The organism is Antribacter gilvus (assembly GCF_003946865.1).
Lineage (GTDB): Bacteria > Actinomycetota > Actinomycetes > Actinomycetales > Cellulomonadaceae > Antribacter > Antribacter gilvus.
Genome location: NZ_QXTH01000001.1, coordinates 314,716 through 336,501, shown reverse-complemented (window position 1 = coordinate 336,501; position 21,786 = coordinate 314,716). Strand labels below are relative to the sequence as shown.

17 protein-coding genes are annotated in these 21,786 nt (G+C 73.7%); 3 read left to right on the top strand and 14 right to left on the bottom strand.

Annotation, left to right across the window (positions count from 1 at the left end):
- Positions 1-18 precede the first annotated feature (18 nt).
- The 3 genes from D1350_RS01440 to D1350_RS01430 all read right to left on the bottom strand — a co-directional run bounded on the left by D1350_RS01440 (position 19) and on the right by D1350_RS01430 (position 3,026).
- Positions 19-609, bottom strand: a complete 591-nt coding sequence (locus tag D1350_RS01440) for a hypothetical protein (protein WP_125773129.1) — start codon at positions 607-609, stop codon at positions 19-21.
- Positions 610-702: 93 nt separating this feature from the next.
- Positions 703-2,364 carry an enoyl-CoA hydratase-related protein gene (locus tag D1350_RS01435; RefSeq protein WP_125773127.1) on the bottom strand — a complete coding sequence of 554 codons (1,662 nt, stop codon included), beginning with the start codon at positions 2,362-2,364 and terminating at the stop codon, positions 703-705.
- A 248-nt stretch (positions 2,365-2,612) separates the two neighbouring features.
- Positions 2,613-3,026, bottom strand: a complete 414-nt coding sequence (locus tag D1350_RS01430) for a pyridoxamine 5'-phosphate oxidase family protein (RefSeq protein WP_125773125.1) — start codon at positions 3,024-3,026, stop codon at positions 2,613-2,615.
- Between the two features lie 76 nt (positions 3,027-3,102).
- Here D1350_RS01430 and tmk point away from each other — a divergent pair, with 76 nt between their 5' ends.
- Positions 3,103-3,762, top strand: a complete 660-nt coding sequence (gene tmk / locus D1350_RS01425; protein WP_240643808.1) for a dTMP kinase — start codon at positions 3,103-3,105, stop codon at positions 3,760-3,762.
- Positions 3,759-4,895 carry a DNA polymerase III subunit delta' gene (locus D1350_RS01420; RefSeq protein ID WP_125773121.1) on the top strand — a complete coding sequence of 379 codons (1,137 nt, stop codon included), beginning with the start codon at positions 3,759-3,761 and terminating at the stop codon, positions 4,893-4,895. Before tmk ends, D1350_RS01420 begins: the two co-directional genes overlap by 4 nt.
- A 6-nt stretch (positions 4,896-4,901) precedes the next feature.
- Here the strand turns inward: D1350_RS01420 and D1350_RS01415 are convergent, their stop codons facing one another.
- Positions 4,902-5,957, bottom strand: a complete 1,056-nt coding sequence (locus D1350_RS01415; protein ID WP_125773119.1) for a Gfo/Idh/MocA family protein — start codon at positions 5,955-5,957, stop codon at positions 4,902-4,904.
- Between the two features lie 181 nt (positions 5,958-6,138).
- Here D1350_RS01415 and topA point away from each other — a divergent pair, with 181 nt between their 5' ends.
- Complete coding sequence (topA, locus tag D1350_RS01410) at positions 6,139-8,907, top strand: type I DNA topoisomerase (RefSeq protein ID WP_125773117.1); 2,769 nt, start codon at positions 6,139-6,141, stop codon at positions 8,905-8,907.
- 22 nt (positions 8,908-8,929) lie between these two features.
- On the opposite strand, the gene D1350_RS01405 is transcribed toward topA, so the two are convergent.
- From D1350_RS01405 to D1350_RS01360, 10 genes are all read right to left on the bottom strand, one after another.
- Entirely contained in the window at positions 8,930-9,880 is a 951-nt protein-coding gene (locus tag D1350_RS01405; protein WP_125773115.1) for a phosphatase PAP2 family protein, read from the bottom strand.
- Between the two features lie 102 nt (positions 9,881-9,982).
- The gene (locus D1350_RS01400; RefSeq protein ID WP_125773112.1) at positions 9,983-11,455 is read right to left on the bottom strand and encodes a S1 family peptidase; all 1,473 of its coding nucleotides are present in this window, start codon (positions 11,453-11,455) and stop codon (positions 9,983-9,985) included.
- 167 nt (positions 11,456-11,622) lie between these two features.
- Positions 11,623-12,576, bottom strand: coding sequence for a LysR family transcriptional regulator (locus D1350_RS01395; RefSeq protein ID WP_240643807.1), 954 nt, complete (start codon positions 12,574-12,576; stop codon positions 11,623-11,625).
- Positions 12,577-12,683: 107 nt separating this feature from the next.
- On the bottom strand, positions 12,684-14,312 hold the full coding sequence (locus D1350_RS01390; RefSeq protein ID WP_125773932.1) for a DUF7059 domain-containing protein: 1,629 nt from the start codon (positions 14,310-14,312) through the stop codon (positions 12,684-12,686).
- 58 nt (positions 14,313-14,370) lie between these two features.
- Positions 14,371-15,717: a hypothetical protein gene (locus D1350_RS01385; RefSeq protein ID WP_125773110.1), complete on the bottom strand. Its 1,347-nt coding sequence runs from the start codon at positions 15,715-15,717 to the stop codon at positions 14,371-14,373.
- 92 nt (positions 15,718-15,809) lie between these two features.
- Positions 15,810-16,118 (bottom strand): CD225/dispanin family protein, encoded by a 309-nt coding sequence (locus D1350_RS01380; protein ID WP_125773108.1) that lies wholly within the window; start codon positions 16,116-16,118, stop codon positions 15,810-15,812.
- Between the two features lie 137 nt (positions 16,119-16,255).
- A complete protein-coding gene (locus D1350_RS01375; RefSeq protein WP_125773106.1) occupies positions 16,256-16,609 on the bottom strand; it encodes a hypothetical protein in 354 nt (117 codons plus the stop codon).
- Between the two features lie 96 nt (positions 16,610-16,705).
- Positions 16,706-19,006, bottom strand: coding sequence for a sodium-translocating pyrophosphatase (locus tag D1350_RS01370; protein ID WP_125773104.1), 2,301 nt, complete (start codon positions 19,004-19,006; stop codon positions 16,706-16,708).
- Between the two features lie 151 nt (positions 19,007-19,157).
- Complete coding sequence (locus tag D1350_RS01365; RefSeq protein ID WP_125773102.1) at positions 19,158-19,877, bottom strand: HAD family hydrolase; 720 nt, start codon at positions 19,875-19,877, stop codon at positions 19,158-19,160.
- Between the two features lie 104 nt (positions 19,878-19,981).
- A complete protein-coding gene (locus tag D1350_RS01360) occupies positions 19,982-21,529 on the bottom strand; it encodes a helix-turn-helix domain-containing protein (protein ID WP_125773100.1) in 1,548 nt (515 codons plus the stop codon).
- Between the last annotated feature and the right edge of the window lie 257 nt (positions 21,530-21,786).

Below are 21,786 nucleotides of genomic sequence, written 5' to 3'. Positions count from 1 at the left end.
TGAATAGACACGCCACCCTCACGAGAGGCCGACCCATGCGGCTTCCCCGGTCTCGCCCGCCGTCGCGCGCGGCGGGACCTCGACCGTCCCGTGGGTGCCGAGAACCATGCTCACCGGCGCGGCCTCATCCGTCCCGGCGGGCACGGCGACCACCGTGGTGGTGGGTGCCCAGTCCATGGTGCACATGCCGTCCTTGGGCGGCAGAAGGCTCACGGTGACGGTGCCGCCGTCAGCGGTGGCTTCCGGCTCGGCGAGCGAGGGGCACGAGCTCGAGCCGTACGTGACCACGTAGAGTAGCCCCTCCTCGGGGGACCACGCCGCGCCGGCCGGGGAGTCCATGGACCCCGGCACGCCGTCGGGCAGGCCGCGGCCGGTGGCCCCGGGCTCCAGCGGCATCGCGGCGGCGTCAACAGGAGCCTCGGCGCCCGACGACGTCGCGGTCGGGCTGGGCGACGCCTCGTCGCCCCCGCCGGTGCTCGCCTCGGGCGACGGCGACGCCGAGCCGCCACCGCCCGGCGTGTCCACCTGCTGCGCGCAGGCGGTGAGAGCAAGGAGCGCAACAGCAGCACTCACGCCGAGGAGCAGACCGGATCCCGTACGTCGCATCATGAAGCGATCCTTTCACCCGTCACCAGCACCCACGAGGGCGTGCACCCTCACCCGGAGAATGTGCCGGGGCAGGCGTGCCTTGCACGGGCGGCCTCAAGCGAACCGCAGCCGCGCCGGGGTCTCCGTCGGAGGGGTCCGTCGCAGGAACGCGCGCCGCTGGGCGGAGAACCCGTTCCGGTCGTCGAAGAAGTCGCGCGCCATCTCGGCGAGCTCGATGGTCTGGTAGTAGGACAGCGGCCTGGAGCGCGCCCGGCGCTCCGCCTTCTGCGCCAGCATCCAGCCGAGCGTCGCGGGCTCGTCGTACCCCTGGGCGGCGGCAGCGAGCCACTCGGAGAAGGCACCCCACTCGCGGGGCCCCACGGCGCTGACCAGCCCGATCCGGGCCGCCTCCGTGACCGAGATCGGCAGCTTGCGGCTCAGCAGCCGCTCCGCCCGCCCCGTGCCGACGCGTCCGGCGACGCTCCAGGTGTGGAGCTCGGAGCCGAAGATGCCCATGTCGTAGTAGGGGTTGAGCACCACGCCGTCCCGGGCGAGGGTGACGTCCGCGCAGAGCCCGGCCATCACGCCGCCGGCCCCCGCGTTGGCGGTGAAGGCGGCGACCGTGAGCTGCTCGGCGGTGGCGATCGCGAGGCACAGCTCGTCGATGGCGCAGATGTTGTCCCAGGCCTCCGCGGCGGGGTCCGGGGCCGCGTCGATGACGCCGAGGTGGATGCCGTTCGAGAACGCGTGCTCCGTGCCGCGGAGCACGAGCACGCGCGTGTCCTCCGTGAGCGCCTTCTCCACCGCGGTGGCGAGCCGGCGGCACTGCTCCGTGTACATGGCGCCGTTGTACGACCGCATCGTGAGGTAGCCGATGTCGCCGTCGCGGACGTAGCTGGTCTCGGCGAGGACGTCGGGCACCATCCGGTACGGGGCCTCCCGCGCGTCGATGACCGCGGCCGCCGGCAGCTTGGGGCCGCGCCGGTGCTCGCCCAGCTCGGCGGCCTGGCCCACCCAGAGGGTGCCGCGGCCGGTGGCGATCGCGACGGCGTCGAGGTTGCGACCCACCACGGTGCCGGGGGCGGCGCCGTGGTCCTCGTCGGTGGCCGCGGCGTCGAACAGGCAGACCGAGCGGCCCTGCACCTCGGCAGGTGCGCCGGGCGAGCCGTCGGCCGCGGCGACCCGCCGGGCGAGCTCCGCGGCGGGGAGCGTCCAGTCGAGCCGGAAGTGTGCCCGGCGCAGGAGAGGCAGCTCGCTCGTGCCCTCGACGACGCGGGGAAGCTCCTCGGCCGGCACGGGGCCCACGCCCTCGGCGACCTTGCGCAGGACCTCCCGCACGCAGGCCATCGCGGCGTCGGCCACCAGGCTGTTGTAGAGGGCGCTCTTCGAGACCTGCTCGGCCGGGAGGTCGAACACCGACGTGGCCCACACGGGACCGGCGTCCAGCTCTTCGACGGCGGACAGCGCGGTGACCCCCCAGCGGGTCCGTCCGGTGAGGATCGCGTGGTCCAGGGCCGACGGGCCGCGGTCGCCCACGGGGCCGGGGTGGATCACGACGGTGGGCCAGCGCTCGTAGACGGCGGCAGGCACCCGGTGCTTGAGGAACGGGCAGAGGATCAGGTCCGGATCAGCGCTCTCGACGGCCGCGGTCAGCGCGGCGGGGCCGGGGAACGCCGGAGCGAGCTCGACGCCGACGTCGTGCCCCTCTTCTCTGAGGGCGCACCAGACGCGCTGGGTCAGGCCGTTGAATGCTGAGGCCAGAAGCAGGATCTTCATCGCTCGCGGCTCCTTCGGGGTAGCTGCGGGGCACAGTCAGATCGGGCGGTGGACGCAGCGAGCCTAGCCACGTGACGCATTTCAGACAATAAGCATTCGGAGTTTGAAATTCACCGTCGGCCCCGCTATTCGCGCGCACAGCAACACGGCCGACGGCGGGGCGGCGCCTCGCGAAAGGAGGCGCGCCCCCGCCGTCGGGCAGCGGGCAGCGGGTGCGGTGTGGGTGCCGTCTACGGGAGTGCCGGCGGTCAGCCGCGGGTCAGACGGCGGCCCCGGATCGCCATGGGCGTGATGCGGACCCAGGTGTCCTTGTCGTCCTCGCCGGAGAACGTGCGCGGCAGGAGCTGCTCCGCCCGCAGCACCGCCTCGTCCTCCTCCACGACCTGCGCGAGCCCGCGCAGCACGACGCTCCGCGCGGTGCTCTCGTCGATCTCGTCGGCCTCGAAGGCGACCTCGCTGTTGACGGTGAGCTCCACGAGCTTGCTGCCTGGCGTGGTGCGGAACAGGATCGAGCGGTCGTCGACGGCGAAGCTGACGGGGAAGATGTCCGCCATCCCCGCGGCGGCCGTGGCCAGGCGGCCGACCCGCTGGGACGCGAGGAGCTCCCACGCCTCGTCGTCGGTGAGCTCGCTGACGGGGGTCCTGTCCGGGGTCGGCTCCATGCACCCATCGTGCGACGGTGTGCCTCGTGCCGCGCGCGCAGGTGGGGTGTCGGTCCTCACGGATAGGGTTGGCGGCGTGAGCACACCCGGGTACTTCATCTCGTTCGAGGGCGGCGACGGCGTCGGCAAGTCCACGCAGTCGCGCCTGCTCGGCGAGTGGCTGGCGGAGCTCACGGGCCGCGAGGTCGTGGTCACCCGCGAGCCGGGCGGCACCACCCTCGGCAAGGAGCTCCGCGCCGCCGTGCTGCACGGCGAGGACGTGGACCCCCGCACCGAGGCCCTGCTCTACGCCACCGACCGCGCCCACCACGTGGCGTCGCTGATCCGCCCCGCGCTGGAGCGCGGCGCGGTGGTCATCACCGACCGCTACCTGGACTCCTCCGTCGCCTACCAGGCGGGCGGCCGCGCGCTCGACGCGGACGAGGTGGAACGTCTGTCCCTCTGGGCCGTCGACGGGCTGCTCCCGGACGTCACGGTCCTTCTGGACCTCGACCCGACAGTGGCCACCACGCGCCGCGACGGCCGTGACGACGCGCCCGACCGGCTCGAGCGCGCGGGCGACGAGTTCCACCGCCGCACGCGAGAGGCGTTCGTGGCGCGTGCGGCGGCAGACCCGGGCCGCTGGCTCGTGATCGACGCGGACGCCCCGGTGGACGACCTGCAGGCGCAGATCCGCGTGGACGTCGCGGCCCGGCTCGGGCTCACCCCCGTGGTCGAGGAGGCGGTGGAGGCGTGACCGTCTGGGACGACGTGGTGGGCCAGGAACAGGCCGTCGCCACGCTCCGCGCCGCCGTCGAGAACCCGTCGGCGATGACGCACGCGTGGCTGGTCACGGGCCCGCCCGGGTCGGGCCGGTCCGTCGCTGCGCGGGCGTTCGCCGCCGCGCTCCAGTGCCTGGAGGGCGGGTGCGGCCGGTGCCATGCCTGCACCACCACGCTGGGGGGCACGCACCCGGACGTGACGCTGGTCGCCACCGAGAAGGTCATCATCACCGTCAAGGAGGTGCGCGACCTCATCGGCACGGCCGTGCGCACCCCCTCCCAGGGCCGCTGGCGCGTGATCGTCGTCGAGGACGCCGACCGCATGGCGGAGCAGACCACCAACGTGCTGCTCAAGTCCATCGAGGAGCCTCCCCCGCAGACCGTCTGGGTGCTGTGCGCCCCGAGCGTCCAGGACGTGCTGCCCACGATCCGCTCGCGGTGCCGCGGCGTGGTGCTGCGCGTGCCACCGGCCGAGGCGGTCGCGGAGCTGCTCGTCCGTCGCGACGGTGCCGACCCGGCCGTGGCGCTGAGCGCCGCGCGGGCGGCGCAGAGCCACGTCGGGCTGGCCCGCCGCCTCGCACGGGACGCCGGAGCCCGCGAGCGCCGCACGGCGGTGCTGGGGCTGGCCCGCCGGATCCGGGGGGTGGGCGACGCGGTGCTGGCGGCTGACGAGCTGGTGAACCTCGCGAAGGAGGAGGCCCGCACCGCGACGGAGGAGCGCGACGCCGTCGAGCGGGCGGAGCTGATGCGTTCGCTGGGTGTGGGGGAGGGCGAGACGCTGCCACCCAAGCTGAGGTCGCAGCTCAGGGGCCTGGAGGAGGACCAGAAGCGGCGCGCCACCCGGCACCAGCGGGACGTGCTGGACCGCGCCATGGTGGACCTGCTGTCGCTCTACCGGGACGTGCTCGTGGTGCAGCTCGGTGCGGAGGTGGAGCTGGTGAACGAGGAGCTGGCCCAGACGGTGCGGAGCCTCGCCGCGGACTCCACGCCCGAGCAGACGGTGCGCCGCATGGATGCGATCGCGGTGGCCCGGCGCCGGCTGGAGGGCAACGTGGCGCCGCTGCTGGCCCTGGAGGCGATGGCGATCGCCCTCCGCCCCCAGGGCTGAACCGGCCTACTCGCCCGGGTACACCACGCCCACCTGGCGGCGCACCTCGTCGAGCAAGCCCATGACCTCGAGCGTGGCGGCCCAGGAGATGCGCGGGCTCTCCGTCTCGCCGGCGGCCAGACGGCGGGCCACCTCGGCGGCCTCGTACTGCTTGCCCTCGCCGCGGAAGCCCTCGTAGTCCCAGGTCGCACCATCGTTACGGACCACCCGGAACCCGGTGGGCGTGAAGAACCAGTTGTCCACCTCGATGCGCCCCTCGGTCCCCACGACGACGGCGGTGCAGGGCCCCTGCGCACGCGTCGAGGTGTGCAGGAGCGCCTGGGCGCCGGAGTCGTAGGACAGCACCATGGAGAGATGGTCGTCCACGCCGGTGGCCGCGAGCGTCCCTACCGCTGTCACGGCGGAGGGGACCCCCAGCAGGTCGTGGGCGAACGCAAGCGGGTAGATGCCGAGGTCGAGGAGCGCGCCCCCGGCGAGCTCGGGCGCGAAGAGGCGGTGCGCGGGGTCGTAGGGGACCTTGATGTCGAAGTCGGCGGAGACGGTGACGACCTCGCCGATCTCGCCGCGCGCGATCACCCCGCGCAGGGCGGCGACGTGCGGCAGGAACCGTGTCCACATGGCCTCCATGCAGAACACCCCGGCCTCCTTCGCGGCCGCGAGCACCTCCTGGGCCTCGGGGGTGTTGCGTGTGAACGCCTTCTCGACGAGGACGTGCTTGCCCGCGCGGATCGCGAGCAGGGCGTGCTCGTGGTGGTGTGAGTGAGGAGTGGCCACGTAGACCACGTCGACGTCGGGGTCGGACACCAGCTCTTCGTAGGTGCCGTGGGCGCGGGCCCCGGGAGCGTGGGCCGTGGCGAACGCCTCGGCCTTCGCCAGGTCCCGCGACCCGACGGCGACGACGGCGGCTCGGGTGGACTCGCGGACGCCGTCGGCGAACGACGACGCGATGTTCCCGGCGCCGAGGACGCCCCACCGGACGGGCGGCGCGTCCTGAGGATCCGGGGCCAGGCCGGCCAGGTCGTCATCGGTCAGGCCGGGCGCGAACGAGCGAGGATCGGTCATGTGCCCGAGGCTACGCCGGACGGCTCACGGGTGACATGCCGCACCAGCACGCGGAATCCTCGGGCACCTCCCAGGTCGCCCCGATAGGGTGCAGGACGACGTCGGTGGCGTACCGTGAACTACCCCGGCGCCAGATGACCGGCACCTCCCCTCCCCCGCAGGACCCAGGAAGCAGGAACGGATGCCCCACGCACGCAAGCTCGTGATCGTCGAGTCCCCCACGAAGGCTCGCAAGATCCAGAGCTATCTCGGCGACGACTTCGAGGTCGAGGCCAGCGTGGGCCACATCCGCGACCTCCCGCAGCCGTCCGAGCTGCCTGCGGACATGAAGAAGGGTCCTTACGGCAAGTTCGCGGTGGACGTCGAGAACGGGTTCGAGCCGTACTACGAGGTCTACGCCGACAAGAAGAAGAAGGTCAGCGAGCTCAAGCGCGCTCTCAAGAACGCCGACGAGCTCTACCTGGCCACGGACGAGGACCGCGAGGGCGAGGCCATCGCCTGGCACCTGATCCAGGAGCTCAAGCCCAAGGTCCCGGTCAAGCGGATGGTCTTCCACGAGATCACCCGCGAGGCGATCCTCCGCGCGCTGGAGAACACCCGCGAGCTCGACCAGGACCTGGTCGACGCCCAGGAGACGCGCCGCATCCTCGACCGCCTCTACGGCTACGAGGTCTCGCCCGTCCTGTGGCGCAAGGTCCGCCAGGGCCTGTCCGCCGGACGCGTCCAGTCGGTCGCGACGCGCCTCGTCGTGGAGCGCGAGCGGGAGCGCATGGCCTTCGTCCCCGCGGCCTACTGGGACGTGACGGGCACCTTTACGGTGTCCGACGACGGCGAGCCCGCCTTCAGCGCCCGGCTCACCCAGCTCGGTGGAGACCGGGTGGCGAGCGGCCGTGACTTCGACGACCGTGGCCGCCTCAAGGTGCGCACCGGCGTGACCCAGCTCGAGGAGAGCACCGCGCGCGCCGTCGTCGCGGGGCTCGACGGCGAGGCGTTCCGCGTCCGCTCGCTGGAGACCAAGCCGTACACGCGCCGCCCCGCGGCACCGTTCACCACCTCCACGCTGCAGCAGGAGGCGGGCCGCAAGCTGCGCATGTCGGCCCGCCAGGCCATGCGCACCGCGCAGGGCCTGTACGAGAACGGCTACATCACCTATATGCGTACGGACAGCCCGTCGCTGTCCTCCGAGGCCACGGACGCTGCCCGCCGGCAGGCCGCCGAGCTGTACGGGCCCGAGTACGTGCCGGGCGCCCCGCGCCTCTACCAGTCCAAGAACAAGGGCGCCCAGGAGGCGCACGAGGCCATCCGACCCGCCGGTGACTCGTTCCGCACCCCGGCGCAGGTGGCCGGCGAGCTGAGCGGAGACCAGTTCCGGCTGTACGAGCTGATCTGGAAGCGGACCGTCGCGTCGCAGATGGCCGACGCCAAGGGCTCCACCGCCTCGGTGCGGCTCGGCGCCACGATCACGTCGGGTGAGCTGACCGGTACCGAGGCCGGGTTCTCTGCCTCCGGCACGGTCATCACGTTCCGCGGCTTCCTCGCCGCGTACGAGGAGGGCACCGACGAGACGGAGTCCGCGGAGGGCGGCAAGGCCGGCGAGGCCCGCCTGCCGCGCATGTCCGAGGGCGACCCGCTGTCGGCGTCGGACCTCTCTGCCGAGGGCCACTCGACCAACCCGCCCGCGCGCTTCACGGAGGCGTCGCTCGTCAAGGCGCTGGAGGAGCGCGGCATCGGCCGCCCCTCCACCTACGCGGCGACGATCTCGACGATCCAGGACCGCGGCTACGTGGTGTCGCGCGGCCAGGCGCTGGTGCCGACGTGGCTCGCCTTCGCCGTGATCAACCTGCTCGAGCTGCACTTCGACCGTCTGATCGACTACGACTTCACGGCGGCGATGGAGGCCGACCTCGACGAGATCGCGGCCGGCCAGCGCGAGCGCGTCGCCTGGCTGCAGGAGTTCTACTTCGGCGAGCGCCCGGGCAACGTCGGCACGTCCGACGACCGCGGCCTGGACAACACGGGCGGCGGCCTGAAGGCGCTCGTCGACAACCTGGGCGACATCGACGCTGCGGCCATCAACTCCGTGCCGATCGGCGAGGGGATCCGCGTCCGCGTGGGCCGGTACGGCCCGTACGTCGAGGACCTGGCGGCCGAGATCGAGGAGGGCGGCACCCCGCCGCGCGCGTCCGTCCCCGACGACGTCGCGCCGGACGAGCTGACCGTCGAGAAGGCGCGCGAGCTGCTCGCGGCCGGGGCCGACGACGGCCGCGTGCTGGGCCACCACCCCGAGTCCGGCCACCCGATCGTGGCCAAGGCGGGCCGCTACGGCCCGTACGTCACCGAGGTGCTGCCCGAGCCGGAGCTCGACCCGGGCCTGTCCGCCGCGGCGAAGAAGCGCGCGCTCGCCGCACTGCCGAAGCCCCGTACGGGCTCCCTGCTCAAGTCGCAGACGCTGGAGTCGATCACGCTCGAGGACGCGCTGCAGCTCCTGTCGCTGCCGCGCGTCGTCGGGACCGACCCGGAGTCGGGCGCCGAGATCACCGCGCAGAACGGGCGTTACGGGCCGTACCTGAAGAAGGGCACGGACTCGCGCACCCTGCCGTCCGAGGAGGCGATGTTCACCATCACCCTCGAGGAGGCCCTCGCGATCTACGCGCAGCCCAAGCAGCGTGGGCGGGCCGCGGCCGCGCCGCCGCTGCGCGAGCTCGGCGACGACCCGACGAGCGGCAAGCCGATCACCGTGAAGGAAGGCCGCTTCGGCGCGTACGTCACCGACGGCGAGACCAACCGCACGCTGCCGCGCGACGTGACGCCCGAGTCGATCACCGCCGAGCGTGCCATCGAGCTGCTGGCGGAGAAGCGCGCCGCCGGCCCGGCGAAGAAGCGCCCGGCCAGCCGTTCGACGGCGACCAAGAAGGCCCCCGCCAAGCGGAAGACCTCCAGCTCCAAGTAGGGGTCCGCCCCCGCCGGGACAGTCAGCTCGTCCGACGAGGTGACTGTCTCGGCGACGTGCTCGGCGAGACGGGCCGGGCGGTGGCCTGGCGCAGCAGGAGCAGCACCGCGAAGGCCAGGGCCGACGCCGCGACGGTGCCGAGCACGCCCCCCGCGTACGCGGTGAGGTCGCCGCCGGTGAGCAGCCCCCAGTCGTACCCCATGACCGCGGCGAGCGCGCCGACGGCCACCGCTCCGGCCACGAGCCCGGCCAGGATCATGAGCGCCGCGGCCGCCGCCGAGCCCGGCGTCGCCAGGCTGTCGCCCGCCCGCCGGGGGTGGTCCAGCGCGCTGCCCGAGCTGAAGGCGCAGACGATCGCGGCCCAGGCGAGCACCACGAGCACCGCCGCGATCACGTCCGACGGCCGGTGCCACTGGCCCACGTACGTGGACCACCCGGTGGCCGCCGTGTACGTACCGCCGAGCACCGCCACCAGGGGCCGCCACCGCCGCGGCACCACCAGCAGCACGGCCGCCGCGACGGAGGCCGCCGCGGTGGTGTGCCCGCTGGGCAGGGTGTTGTCGAGGTAGCCGCCCTTGTCGATCAGGTCGGACCGGCCGAGGAAGCGCTTGACCACCTGGGTCGTCAGGTTCGCCCCAACCACCAGCGTGCCCACCTGGATCGCGAGGACCCACCGCCGGCGCACCACGGCGACCAGCACCGCGGTGGCGATGCCGCCCGCCACGAAGGCGACGGAGACGACGTCGAGCACAGGCTCCGCCACCGTCCACAGGGTGCGGCGACCCGTGCGGGCGCCGTCCAGCGCGAGCTGGTCGGCGAGCTGGCCCTCGTACGTGCCCACGAAGAACCGCCACAACGCCCAGACTCCCCAGGCCGCCACCACCGCGACCACGACGGCAACCGCTCGCGCCGCCGGGTGCGGGGCAGTCCCGCGTCCCGCGCCTGGTCCGGACCATGTCGTGTCGACCGTCATGGCCACACCGTACGCGCCGCTGCCGACACGGCCCGACAGCGGAGGCGACCGGCACGACGACGCGGGGCCACCCCCGAGGAGGGCGGCCCCGCGCGTCTCACGTCACGGCAGTGTGACGCCGACCGCGTAGGAGCCCGAGCCCGAGTACGCCTGCACCACGAAGCGGTAGTACCCGGAGGTGCCCGAGTAGCTCACCGACTCGTCAGGGCTGGAGGTGATGCCCTGCGCGACGGTGGCCCAGGCGCTGCCCGACCACTTCTGCAGGTGCAGGTCGAAGTCGGTGCCCGACGGGCCGTCGAGGCAGCCGCGGACCGTGCCGGAGCGGCTCACCGTGTAGTAGCTGCCGTTCGGCACCACAGCGGTCGCGCCCGAGGAGAGCGAGCCCGTGTAGTTGTTGGCGAAGCCGGTGCACGTCCCGGTGGGCGGGGGCGTGGTGCCGCCGCCGAGGATGAGCGAGACGCCCGCAGCGCTGAGGGCCTCGTTCACCGGCTGGAAGTAGGTGGTGCCTCCGGAGGAGCAGTTGCCCGAACCGCCGGACGTCAGGCCCTGCGCCTGGCTGCCGGCGATCAGCGAGCCGCCCGAGTCGCCGGGCTCCGCGCACACGTTCGTGCGGATGAGACCGGACACGGTGCCCTGCGAGTAGGTGACGCTGGAGTTGAGGGCCGTGACCGAGCCGCAGTGCCAGCCCGTGGTGGAGCCGGAGCGGCAGACCGAGGCGCCCACGCCGACTGCCGTCGAGCCCGCGACGCTGACGCGGCCACCCGCGTAGTTGTTGACGGCGCCGATCAGGGTGTTGCCCGAGTTCACGCGCACGTACGCGTAGTCGTTGCCGGGGAAGCTCGACACGGTGAACTGCCCGCTCGGTGACGACGTGGTGCTGCCCACCCGGCCGCAGTGGCCGGCGGTCACGAAGCCGCCCGTGGCGCTGAAGCCCACGGAGCAGCGGGAGGTGCCGATGCTGTAGGCGTTGCCGCCGACGACGTCGATCAGCGTGGTGGGCTTCTCCTTCGAGACGGTGAAGGTGACGGCGTCGGCCGGCACGCCCGCCGCGCGGACCGCCTGCTTCGCCTTGCCGAGCCCGCCCTGGGCGACGTTGACCACGACGGAGTTGGTCGGGACGTCGGCGTACCAGCTGGGCACGGCAGCGACGTCGGCGAGGTGCGCGTCGAGCCGGCCCACGTAGGCCTCGAGGGTGTCCAGGGCGCGGGAGACCGTGACCGGAGTGGCGCCGGCCGACTTCGCCGCTGCCGCACCGGCGGCGTCGGTGACCGCCACGTAGAGGACGTCGGCGGCCGGGTCCACCCACGCACCGCCGAACTCGGCGCCGAGCTGCTTGGCCAGCGCGGTCTGCGTCTCGGCGGCGTCGGCCTGGAACTGGAGGCGGTCGACCGCGCGCTCCCTCTCCATGCCGAGGTCGCGGCGCATCGCGTCGAGCATGGCGGGCTCGTAGGCGGAGGTGCCGTCGGGCTGCGACAGCGGGTCGGAGGCCGCGATCGCGGCCGTCGTGACCGAGCACGCAAGGAGCGTCAGCGAGGCCGTCGCCACGGCGAACGCCCTGGTGGTGGTTCGTCTCATGTCGAACTTCTCCTTTGTGAGGGGAACCGGTGCACACCGGTGCCGCTCAACGTAGGGGTTCGTCCGGCGGACGCCCAGATACCACTCAGGTCATACTCGATCGCTATGAGGGCTTTACCTCATTGCTCACCCGTCGTGAAGTGATTACGCTTACCGGCCCGCACCTACTATACGAGTTCCCCGTACGCAGCCATCCATCGCTCATAGTTCGGACTACGACGCACCGCGTCGCGGTGGGCCCGGAACGCCGCGCTCTCGACCGCCTCGAGGTCCATCCGGACTGTCGCGTCCTGGCGCCAGCCCACGTAGTGCGTCCGGCGCAGCGGGGCGCCGGCCAGCGGGACGGTCCGCACGCCGGCAGGATCCAGCTGGCCGGGCTCGACGAGCGCCACCGCACGCCCGGCACGCACCTGGTCCACGGCCGCCGTCCACTCGGCCTCCCCCAGCCCGTGGGGCGTGAACCCCGCCCGGACACAGGCCGTGACGAAGCAGTGTTCCGTGCAGCCGTGCGCGGGCACGTAGAGCCACCGCTCCTCGGCGAGCTCGGCGAGCTCCACCTCGAGGCGGTCCGCGTGCCGGTGCCCCTCGTCGAGCAGCACGAACATCGGGTCCACGCAGACCCGGGTCCACGTGACCTCGGCACTCTGCGGCGGCGTGAAGTCGGAGCACAGCCCCACGAGGGCGACGTCGAGGACCCCGCTCGCCAGCCGGGAGCCGGCGTCGTCGACGGAGCCCGGGGTGGCCGTGGTGATCGTCAGGCCGCCGAGCGCGCCGTGCAGCTCGTTGACGAACAGCCCGCCCAGCCCGGTGCCGAGCGTTCCGACCCGGAGCGCGCCGGCGCGCCCGGTGGCCTGGTTGACCATGCGCCGGGCGTCGTCGGCCAGCGCGGACATGGCGGGGAGGAGGACCCGGGCGTGCCGGAGAACCAGCTCACCCAGCTCGGTGGGCCGCGCGCCGCTGCGGTCGCGGACAAAGACGCAGCCGCCGAGCGCACGGTCGATCCGGTTCAGCTGGGCGGTCAGCGCCGGCTGGGCGATGCCCAGGGTCGCTGCCGCCTTCGTCACGCTGCCGGACTCGGCGACGGCGACGACCATCTTGAGGTGTCGCAGGTCGAGTTCCACATAACGGGAAAATAATCGTCAAAAGCTCTTCTGTCTCTGGCTGAGCCACAATCAGTTGCAGCAAGTACCTGACCGTTACCTCCCGGAAACGCCCACGTCACGCGGTTTCAACGGCGTGTCGACTCCGGCATCAGGAACCCGTCGCCCACGAGGCCGCGCACCGCGGGCAGCAGCTCGGCCGCCAGCGCGTCCGCCGGGACCTCGAAGAGCGCCGCGACCGCGCCCACGATCTGGCCCACCGTGAGCTCGCCGTCGCAGGCGCCCACCAGGGCGGCCAGGCCGGTGGACGCGTGGACGCCGCGGCCCAGGCCGTCACCCTGCCGCAGGATCACCACGTCGGGGTGCGCGGCACCCGGGGTGAGGTACCGCTCCTCGGTGACGTCAGGGGCCGTCATCAGGCGGGCGGCTGCCAGCGCGGCGTCGTCCCGCGTCGCCAGCCAGTCGTACCCGGCGAGGCAGCGCGCCAGGTGCGCGCCGAGCGGCTGCCGCACGGTCCCGGTGTGCTCCTCCAACCGGCGGAGGCGGGACGCACCGCTGCCGTCCGCCGGGCGGCGCAGGGTGACGATGCCGAATCCGACTGCCTCGACGTCGCGGGACGCGAAGTCGTCGAGCCACGCCGCGTAGGCGTCGGCCCACGCCTGGGGCTCACGGTCCGCCGTGGTGCCACCGTCCCGGATCCACGTCTCGGCGTACTCCGCCGGGTCCAGGACCTCGCGCTGGATGACCCAGCCGTCCAGGCCCGCCTCGTCGAGCCAGGCGCCGACCCGCTCGGTCCACGGCTCCCCGCGCCGGTGCTCCCAGTTGCCGAGGAGCTGCGCGACGCCGCCGGGCGCGAGCACGGAGCCCACCCCGGTGATCAGCTCGCGCACGAGGTCATCCCCCGCGCGCCCGCCGTCCCGGTACTCGTAGTCGCCCAGGGCCTTGGCCACCGCCCGCCCCGCCGCCCCCGCATGGGGAGTGATGACGAACGGCGGGTTCGAGACCACGAGGTCGAACTCCTCACCCGCCACGGGCTCCAGCATGGAGCCCTCCCGGAGCTCCACCGCGACGGTCCCGAGGTTCAGCGCCGCGTTGAACGCCGCGTAGTCCAGCGCCCGCCGCGAGATGTCGGTCCCGAGGACCGAGCGGGCGTGCCGGGCGGCGTGCAGCGCCTGGATGCCGCACCCGGTGCCGAGGTCGAGGACCCGCCCGGTGGGCGTCCGCACGGTGACCTGGGCGAGCGTGAGGGAGGCGCCGCCGGCGCCGAGCACGTGGTCCGTCGAGAGCCGCCCGCCGGTCGCCAGCTCGCCCAGGTCGGAGGCGAGCCACCAGCGGACCTCGCCGGCGGCGTCCGTGGCGCCGTACGGCCGCAGGTCGGTCACGGCCCGCACCGCGTCGTCGGCCCCCGTGCCCGACGCCTCCACCAGGCCCAGCCGCTCCGCCCCGGCGGTGCCCGCCCCGGCGGTGCCCGTGCCGGGGAGCGCGCGGTCGAGCGCGGCGCGCGGGACCTCGTCCCCGAGCACGAACAGGCTCGTGAGCGTGGCCCGGGGGTCCTGCTCACGGGCGGCGCGGCCGTGCACCGCGGCGGCGACCGCCCGTCGCGCGGGCACCGCCTGCTCCCGGTGCAGCGCGGCCGAGGCCAGCGGCCCGAGCAGGTCCTCGACGCCGTCGACGTCGAAACCCGACCCCGTCAGGTCGGCCCGGAGCGCGTCGACGAGGGCGGCGTCGGACGCGTCGGGCGCGGAGTGGTCTGCCATGGACGGGGAGGAGACGGTCACGGCCCCATCCTCGCCGATCCCCGGCGTCCCTTCCCGGTCAGTCGGCGCAGCTGCGCGACAGGTACTCCTGCACCCTGCCCGCCGCCTCCGTCATCTTCGGCTGGTCGAGGCCCGTCCCGCCCTCGTTCGCCGCGGCGAGGAGCGCCTCCGGGTTCGCCGGGTCCACCGGCTCGAGGCTCGTCGCCATGGCCGTGATGAAGGACTGGACCGTCGCCCAGTCCTCGGCGATCGCGGCCGGCGGAGCGACCCCGTCCAGGGCGTCCCGCGCCTTCATGAAGCCCGTGCGCAGGCTCACGGGGTCGTCGGCGGAGATCACAGACTGCGCGCTGTTGGACTGCGCCCAGGCCCAGGTGGCCGAGGCGCACGCCTGCGGGGTGGTCGGAGGGAGGTTGTCCTCGGCCTCGCTCCGGGCGCCCTGGACCCATCCGGCACCCAGGCCGAGGCCCAGAGCCACCACGCCCGCGAGAACGAGCACGAGGGGCTTGTCGGCGAACGGGGGCACGCCGAGGCGCCTCCGCGAGACGCGCGTCGACGACCCGTCGCCGTGACCGCCCCCGCGGCTTCGACGCGCCGGGGCGATCGACGGCGGTGCCACGTCCGGGTCGACCTGGCCCGGCCGGACCCGCCTGCGCTTGGGCGGGATCGCCGCGGGGCCACCGTCCGCAGGCTCGGGAGCGGCAGCGGGGTCGACCATGGGGTCGGCGACGGGGCCGGCAACCTGGCCCACGGACGACTCGTCGGGCACAGCCTCGTCCACGGGTGCCACGCGGGCGGGGCGCTCTTCGGTCGTGCGGCCCTTGCCCTTGCTCTTTCCCCTGCCGCCCTTCCCGGGCTTCTCGGCCTTGTCCCGGCGACCGGTGGCCGGCACAGGGCTCACGGCGCCCCAGGGGCCCGCCGCGCCGTCCGGTTCGCCGCCTGCGGGCCCTTCGCCCGACGGCGGAGCCGTCTCCGCCGTTCCCGGGGCGCCGAACGGTGAGCCGACGGACGTGGCCGGCCCCGCGTCCGTCGTCGTGCCGAACGGGGAGCCGAAGGGTGAGCCGCCCGCGGCGCGAGCACGGGCGGCCGCAGCGATCTCGGGCGAGATGCCGACGCCGAGGGTGTGGGTCTCGGACCACTCGCCGGCGGCCGGTCCGGTGGTGCCGCCCCAGGGCACCCCCGCGGCCCGCCCGAACGGCGACGGCGCTTCCGCGGCAGGCGCTTCGTCCGGGGCCTCGGGGACACCGGGGAAGTCGGGGGCGCCAGGGGCGCCGTCGGCGGGTGGGTCGACGGGTGCGGCCCCGGCCAGACCCTCGGCCCACGCCAGGGCGCTGCTCGCCGGCGGCGCGGCGGCTCGGGAGCCCGACCGACCACCTCGCGATGCCTTGCGTCGTGACGTGCCACTCATGATGGCGAAGAGTACCGGGACCACGGCCCCTGGTAGGAGTCCTGGTCGCGGGAGAGTCCGTCCGCGCCGCGTCTTCGGGACGGTGACGGCATCTAGACGGCCACGCCGGCGGACCCGGCCGCCGCCAGCGCCAGCGCAACGGCGGCCGCCGCGAGGGCGACCAGGACCGCCACCGCCGACCACAGCCGGGCCCGGGCGGCGGCCGCCCGCGCACCCGCCACGTCGCCCGCGCGCCACCGGCGGCGCACCTGTCCCGCGTGCACGACCGCGAGCATCCCTGCGGGGGCGAACAGCACGAGAGCGAGGAGCGCAAGGCCGAGATGGCTCCGCGGCGGGGCCATCGCCACCGGGACGTACGTGACGAACGGCGACCCGGCAGGCTGCGGGACTGCGGTGCTCATGGCGGTTCTCCCTCGACGCGGGCGCGTGGTGGCAGAACCTAGACCTATGGCGGGGGCCGCGTCGAACCTGCTGGTCAGACGGCCACGATCCGCATGATCACGCCGATCTCGGGGCGGTACCGGGTCTCACGCGACGGTCAGCGCGGCGGCACCTGGCGCAGCACACCCACCCCGCCGAGCAGCAGCACGACGGCGCCCAGGCCCCACCAGGGGTGCGCCATGGTGAGACCGTCGCCGAGGAAGGCCAGGAACGACTCCGCCAGCGCGACGCCGGCGACCGCCCAGAAGACGACCGTCACGAGGCGAGGCTCCCGGCGCCAGTGCGCGAAGACCAGAGCGGCGACGATGAGCACCAGGTGCATCGACGCGTAGGTGCCGAGCGCGCGGACCAGGTCCACTGCCGCCCCGGCAGCCAGGAGGGACCAGCCGAGCACCAGGTGCCCGGCGCGGACGGTCCGCGGATGGGCCACCGTGGGGGACATCGCGACCATGTGACTCCCTTGCCGAACATGCGAATGTGGCCGGTCCTGGGCTCAGGATCGGCCACATCCGCATGCTCGGCCAGCGGGAGACGCCGACCGGGGACGTCAGACGGAGCTGCTCACCGCCAGGGCGGACTGCTCGGCCTCCTGCTCGGCGTCCACGCGGGACGCACGCAGGCGGGACCAGATCACGGCGCCGAAGGCGACGGCGGCCGCCGCGGTGGCGATGCCGATCCGCAGCACGTGGTTGGCGTCGGCCGGCACGCTCAGCATGACCACGGCCGGCGCGATGAGCAGCGCCACCAGGTTCATCACCTTGATGAGCGGGTTGATGGCCGGGCCGGCGGTGTCCTTGAACGGGTCGCCCACGGTGTCACCGATGACGGTGGCCGCGTGCGCGTCGGAACCCTTGCCGCCGTACTTGCCGTCCTCGACGATCTTCTTCGCGTTGTCCCAGGCGCCGCCCGAGTTGGCGAGGAAGACGGCCATGAGCACGCCGGTGCCGATGGCCCCCGCGAGGAACCCGGCGAGCGGGCCCACACCGAGGCCGAAGCCCACGGCGATGGGCGCGAAGGCCGCCAGCAGGCCCGGGGTGGCCAGCTCGCGCAGCGAGTCCCGGGTGCAGATGTCGACGACCTTGCCGTACTCGGGACGCTCGTCGAACGTCATGATGCCCGGGTGCTCGCGGAACTGGCGGCGCACCTCGAACACGATCGCACCCGCGGCCCGCGTCACGGCGTCGACCGCGAGGCCGGAGAACAGGAACACGGTGGCCGCACCGAGGATGAGGCCCACCAGGGTCACCGGCGAGACGATCTCGTAGCTGAGCATCGACGTCACCAGGCCGGTGCCGCGCTCGCTCACCTCGGCGAGGGCGGTGGTCACGGCGTCCTGGTACGAGCCGAAGAGCGCCGTCGCGGCGAGCACTGCCGTCGCGATCGCGATGCCCTTGGTGATGGCCTTCGTGGTGTTTCCGACGGCGTCGAGGTCGGTGAGGATCTTCGCGCCCTCCTCGTCCACGTCGCCCGACATCTCCGCGATGCCCTGGGCGTTGTCGCTCACGGGACCGAAGGTGTCCATCGCGACGATGACACCCACCGTCGTGAGGAGGCCGCAGCCCGCCAGGGCGACGAGGAACAGGGCGAGCGGGATCGAGCCGCCCGCGATGAGGAAGACGCCGCAGATCGCCGCCGCGATGATGCCCGCGGTGTAGACGGCGGACTCGAAGCCCACGCCGATGCCGGAGAGCACGACGGTGGCCGCGCCGGTCCGGGACGTCGCCGCCACGTGGAGGGTCGGCTTGGAGGTGGTGCCGGTGAAGTAGCCGGTGACCCAGAGGATGACGCCCGCCAGGACCACGCCGATCAGGACGGCGAGGGAAGCGACGACGCGCGGGTCGGCCGTGACGCCGGACAGGTCGGCCGTCCCGTTCATGCCCTCGAACGAGGACGGGAGGTAGACGAACGCCGCGACGCCGGCCACGGCCGCGCCGACGAGTGCCGAGATGTAGAAGCCGCGGTTGATCGCGGTGAGGCCGCTCTCCGAGCCGCGCACCCGGGTGATGAAGACGCCCAGGAGGGCCACGAACGCGCCGATCGCGGTGACGATCAGCGGGAACACGAGGCCCTGCTCACCCATCGCGGCGCGGCCCAGGATGAGGGCTGCCACGAGGGTGACGGCGTACGACTCGAACAGGTCGGCGGCCATGCCGGCGCAGTCGCCCACGTTGTCGCCCACGTTGTCCGCGATGGTGGCGGCGTTACGCGGGTCGTCCTCGGGGATGCCCTGCTCGACCTTGCCGACCAGGTCCGCGCCGACGTCGGCCGCCTTGGTGAAGATGCCGCCGCCCACACGCATGAACATGGCGAGCAGGGCCGCGCCGAAGCCGAAGCCCTCGAGCACGGCGGGCGCCTCGGTGCGGTAGATGAGCACCACGAGCGCGGCGCCCAGCAGACCGAGGCCCACCACCGACATGCCCACGGCTCCACCGGTCCGGAAGGCGATGCGGGCACCCTCCGCGCGGCCGTTCGGCCGCGTCGCGGCCGAGGCGACCCGCACGTTGGCGCGCACCGCGAGCCACATGCCGAGGTAGCCGATGGCCGCCGAGAAGCCGGCGCCCACGAGGAACGCGATGGAGCGTCCGATCCGGACGCCCCCGTCGGCCGCGGGCAGCAGGAACAGGAGGGCGAACACCACCACGGCGAAGAGGGCCAGGGTGCGGAACTGCCGGTTCAGGTAGGCGGCAGCTCCTTCCTGGACCGCGAGGGCGATCTCCTGCATCTTCGGCGTGCCCTCGGGTGCCGCCAGGACCTGCCTGCGCAGGACGTAGGCGAAGCCGAGAGCGGCCACCGCGATGACTGCGATCACCGTGACCACTGTGATGCTGGTCGGTTCGAGCGTCTGCATCCGTCCTCCTCGACGAACAACTGGGGTTGCCTCACGAAAGGGTTGACCCGATCTGGGGATGTGAGAGGTCCCGCCGGCATCGTCGACGGCGGGATCCGCCGAGTCTACTCACATGTGACACGGGTCACGAGCGCTCGCGGTCAAGACCTGGTCACGATGTCGCCGAGCCTGTGAGCAGGCGGATTGCCTCGAGCAGCCGATTCGGGTCGGTCAGGTCGGGCAGCACGACGTCGGCCCCCGCCTCCTCCAGCGCCTGTGCCGACGTGGTGCCGGCGGCGACCCCGACCACCCGTGCCCCGCCCTCCAGACCCGTGCGGACGTCCTCGAGCGAGTCGCCCACCACCACGGTCGAGGTCCGGTCGAACGCGACACCGTACCGGGCGGCGGCGCGGCCCTGGGCGACGGCGACAAGCGCGGGCCGGTGGTCGTGGTCCGACGAGTAGCCGCCCACGTCCGGGTCCAGGTACGCGTCGAGCCCGAAGACCGTGAGCTTCACGAGCGCGTTGGGCCGGAGGTTCCCGGTGACGACGGACGCCACGATGTCCGGCTCCACGGCCACCGCGGCGAGCGACTCGACCGCGCCGGGCATCAGGACGCCGTCGCGCCGCACGTCCTCCAGGTGCGCGGCGAACCGCTGCGGCACGATCTCCAGCATCCGGGGCAGGAGGCGCGGCACGTCCATCTCGGGGACGCCGTTGTCGAGCAGCATCCCGGCGACGGCCCGCGGCATGGTGACCCCGGTGCCCCGCGCGGGGAGCCGCTCCGCCGGCCGCCCCACCACCTCCGCGAACGCCTCGCGGTACGCCTGCCGGTCGACCTCTCCCACGTAGAGCAGCGTCCGGTCGATGTCCCAGAGGACGAGGACGCGCAAGGTGCGGACACTTGGGGCGACTCCAGACAATTTGCCTGCCGACGGCGCCGCATTCACCCCCTGGACCTCTTCTGTCCGGGTCGTGTCTGCGGCGCCGTCGGGCCTCACGGGGCGGTGACTGCCGCGATCCGCTCGGTCAGTGCGCGCACCTCGCTGTGCGTCCGCGTGCGTGCTGCCCTCGCCGCCGGCTCGAGCGCCCGCGCGAGGTCCCTGAGGTGGTCCCGCAGCCGTGCGGACTGGACGCGCTCGCCGAGCCCCACGGCCTGCGCCCCGCTCTCGCAGGCCGCCTCCAGGTCGCCGGCCCGGACGTGAGCCCGCGCGGCCCGGCTCAGGAGCAGGCCCCGGGTCCTGTGCTCGCCCTCGTTGATGGCACCCACCGCCCGGTCGAAGCTCTTCAGCGCCTGGGCGGTGTCCCCGAGGTCGACGCTCGCCGACGCCGTCTGACCGTGGATCTCACCGTCGTTCATCCAGTAGAGCCAGTGCGGGTCCCCCGCTCCGCGGCCCGCCCCGCACAGCTCCCCGGCCTCGCCGAGAGCCCGGAGCGTCGCCTCCCGCTCCCCGAGCCGGGCATGCCCGCGGGCCTGACGGGTGAGGAGCATCGCCTCGAGGGCCGGGGCCTGGAGGCCCTTGACCTTCTGCCGGGCGGCCTGCGCCGCCACGACGGCGTCACGCGGGTGCCCGTTCGAGTACCCGTGGATCGCGAGATAGCTGAGCGCCTCCGCGCCCAGCCGCTCGTCGCCGGACGCGCGCGCGGCGCGGAGCCCCGCGAGCAGGTACCGCTGAGCCGCCTCGTGCCGCCCCGCGTCGAAAGCGAACCAGCCCGTCTGCGCCGCCGTGTCCGCCGCGACGGCCGCCAGCTGCCGGCCGGTCTCCGCGTCGTACGTGCTGTTCTCGAGGACCCGCGCCACGAGCGTCAGGTGCGCGCGTGCGAGGTCCGCCACGGCCCCGCTGCCGCTCCCGGCATCCATGACCCGCAGCTCGTCGGTGGTGCCCTGGAGGTGATGGCAGAGCTCGGCGGAGACGCGTGCGCCCCCGGCCGCCCGGGCCAGCGGCTCGGCCTCCTCCGCACCCCAGTGGTGCACGAACGCCGTCAGGGCCACGCCGCTCACGGGCGCCCCCGTGGCGCCGCGCGCACCGGGCCGCTCCTCCTGGGCGCCCCGCCGGAGCGCGTTGCCGAGGGCCGCCAGCATGCGGTCGGCCGTCCACGGCCGCTCCCCGTCCAGGGCGCAGTCCTGGTCCGTGGTGCTGCCCTCTGCGGCCGGGTCGGCCGCGGTCGCCGACACGGTACCCACTGCGACGGCTCCGGACCCCGCCGACGACGACGCGCCGCCCGACGACACGGTGGCGGGCGCGGCGCCCGACCCCCCGCGGGCCCCTGGCGCCTGCGGCACCGGGAGAGGCAGCCGGACCAGCTCCGCCGGCGTCCCCAGGCCGGTGAGGAACTGGACCACCCGCGCGATGTCGGTGAGCCGGCGCTCGCCGCACTCCAGCATCGACAGGTACGACTGGCTCAGCCCGGTGAGCGCCGCGACGTCCTCCTGCCGCAGCGGCACCAGCTGCCGGATCAGGCGGCTGACACGCCCGAAGTCCCAGTCGGCCAGGGCGGCTCGCACCCCGGCGTCGTCCCACACGCGTGCCGGCACGGTGGGCATCTCCACCACCGGTACGCGTTCGGTGCGCCGGCAGGCGGCGCACTGATCATCCGAGTTGTAACGACTCAGCACGCAGCCACAGCGCGCGCACGTCCGTACGGTCCCACGTGCCACTGCATCCCCCAGTGTCCGGCTTTTCGCCCTTATGCCGCTTGGCACGATCGAATCACCTCTGTGATATCACCGGCAGCAGGTGCATGCACTTCGAACGAGCCAAAACCTTGGTGCACGCCGCGGCCAGGGGGCCGCGACGTCCA

Bases quoted from the DNA above. Each gene is read 5' to 3' on its own strand.
- D1350_RS01390 (WP_125773932.1), bottom strand. From the start codon at position 14,312: ATGGCAGACCACTCCGCGCCCGACGCGTCCGACGCCGCCCTCGTCGAC.
- D1350_RS01360 (WP_125773100.1), bottom strand. From the start codon at position 21,529: ATGCCCACCGTGCCGGCACGCGTGTGGGACGACGCCGGGGTGCGAGCC.
- D1350_RS01430 (WP_125773125.1), bottom strand. From the start codon at position 3,026: ATGGAGCCGACCCCGGACAGGACCCCCGTCAGCGAGCTCACCGACGAC.
- D1350_RS01380 (WP_125773108.1), bottom strand. From the start codon at position 16,118: ATGAGCACCGCAGTCCCGCAGCCTGCCGGGTCGCCGTTCGTCACGTAC.
- D1350_RS01435 (WP_125773127.1), bottom strand. From the start codon at position 2,364: ATGAAGATCCTGCTTCTGGCCTCAGCATTCAACGGCCTGACCCAGCGC.
- D1350_RS01370 (WP_125773104.1), bottom strand. From the start codon at position 19,006: ATGCAGACGCTCGAACCGACCAGCATCACAGTGGTCACGGTGATCGCA.
- D1350_RS01405 (WP_125773115.1), bottom strand. From the start codon at position 9,880: ATGACGGTCGACACGACATGGTCCGGACCAGGCGCGGGACGCGGGACT.
- D1350_RS01375 (WP_125773106.1), bottom strand. From the start codon at position 16,609: ATGGTCGCGATGTCCCCCACGGTGGCCCATCCGCGGACCGTCCGCGCC.
- D1350_RS01400 (WP_125773112.1), bottom strand. From the start codon at position 11,455: ATGAGACGAACCACCACCAGGGCGTTCGCCGTGGCGACGGCCTCGCTG.
- D1350_RS01385 (WP_125773110.1), bottom strand. From the start codon at position 15,717: ATGAGTGGCACGTCACGACGCAAGGCATCGCGAGGTGGTCGGTCGGGC.
- D1350_RS01415 (WP_125773119.1), bottom strand. From the start codon at position 5,957: ATGACCGATCCTCGCTCGTTCGCGCCCGGCCTGACCGATGACGACCTG.
- topA (WP_125773117.1), top strand. From the start codon at position 6,139: ATGCCCCACGCACGCAAGCTCGTGATCGTCGAGTCCCCCACGAAGGCT.
- D1350_RS01440 (WP_125773129.1), bottom strand. From the start codon at position 609: ATGATGCGACGTACGGGATCCGGTCTGCTCCTCGGCGTGAGTGCTGCT.